Source organism: Pseudomonas sp., from assembly GCF_030683065.1.
GTDB lineage: Bacteria > Pseudomonadota > Gammaproteobacteria > Pseudomonadales > Pseudomonadaceae > Aquipseudomonas.
Window position 1 is genome coordinate 1 of record NZ_JAUXMX010000044.1, and the last position, 1,282, is coordinate 1,282.

General features: G+C 64.6%; 1 protein-coding gene. It reads right to left on the minus strand.

Going from position 1 to position 1,282, the window contains the following annotated elements; translation table 11 throughout:
• On the minus strand, nucleotides 1-1,281 hold the full coding sequence (gabT, locus tag Q8K09_RS14375; RefSeq protein ID WP_305255661.1) for a 4-aminobutyrate--2-oxoglutarate transaminase: 1,281 nt from the start codon (nucleotides 1,279-1,281) through the stop codon (nucleotides 1-3).
• Nucleotide 1,282 lies beyond the last annotated feature (1 nt).

Genomic DNA, 1,282 nt, shown 5'->3' on the forward strand with positions numbered 1-1,282 from the left:
TCAAGCCAGCTCGTCGAAGCACTCGGCGATGATCGCCAGGCCACGGTCGAGCAGGGCATCTTCGGCGGTCAGCGGTACAAGCACCCGCAACACGTTGCCGTAGGTGCCGCAGGACAGCAGGATCAAGCCCTTGTCGCGCGCCTTGGCGACGATTTGCCCGGTCAGCGCGGCGTTGGGTTTGTGCAGATCACCGTCCTCACACAGCTCCATGGCGATCATCGCACCAAGGGCGCGCACCTCGCCGATCGCCTTGTGCTTGGCCTGGATGGCTTTGAGGCCGGTGACCAGACGCTCGCCGACTGCCTTGCAGCGATCCAGCAGCTTTTCTTCCTCGAACACTTCCATCACCGCCAGGGCAGCGGCGCAGGCAATCGGGCTACCCGCGTAGGTGCCGCCCAAGCCGCCTGGAGCGATGGCGTCCATGTATTCGGCCTTGCCGCACACGCCCGCCACCGGGAAACCGCCGGCGATGGATTTGGCGAAGGTGGTCAGGTCGGCGGCGACGCCCATCTGTTCCATGGCGAAGAAGGTGCCGGTACGCCCGGCGCCGGTCTGCACTTCGTCAGCGATCAGGAGGATGCCGTGCTGGTCGCAGAGGGCGCGCAGACGCTGCATGAATGCTTTAGGCGCGACGTAGAAACCGCCCTCGCCCTGCACCGGCTCGATGATGATCGCAGCAATGTCGCGCGGCTCGGCATCGTTCTTGAACACCCGTTCGATGCTGGCGATGGCGTCATCCACGCTGACCCCGTGCAGTGCGCACGGATACTGGGCGCGGAATACGCCGCCGGGCATCAGGCCCATGCCGGCTGAATAAGGATTGACCTTGCCGGTCAGCGACAGGGTCATCATGGTGCGACCGTGGTAGGCGCCAGTGAAGGCGATTACCCCGGTACGGCCGGTGGCGGCACGGGCGATCTTCACCGCGTTCTCGACCGCCTCGGAACCGGTGGTGACCAGCAGGGTTTTCTTGGCGAAGTCGCCCGGTACCCGCGCGTTGATCTTCTCGCACAGTTCGACGTAGGGCTCGTAGGCCAGCACCTGGAAGCAGGTGTGGGTGAGCTTGGTCAGCTGTTCCTGCACGGCGGCGATGACTTTGGGGTGCAGGTGGCCGGTATTGAGCACCGCGATGCCGCCAGCGAAGTCAATAAACTCGTGGCCTTCAACGTCGATCACCGTGGCGTTCTGCGCCCGGTCGGCGAAGATCGGGTGGATCTGCCCGACGCCACGCGGAACGGCAGCGGTGCGGCGTTGCATCAAAGATTCGTTGGTCTTGCTCATG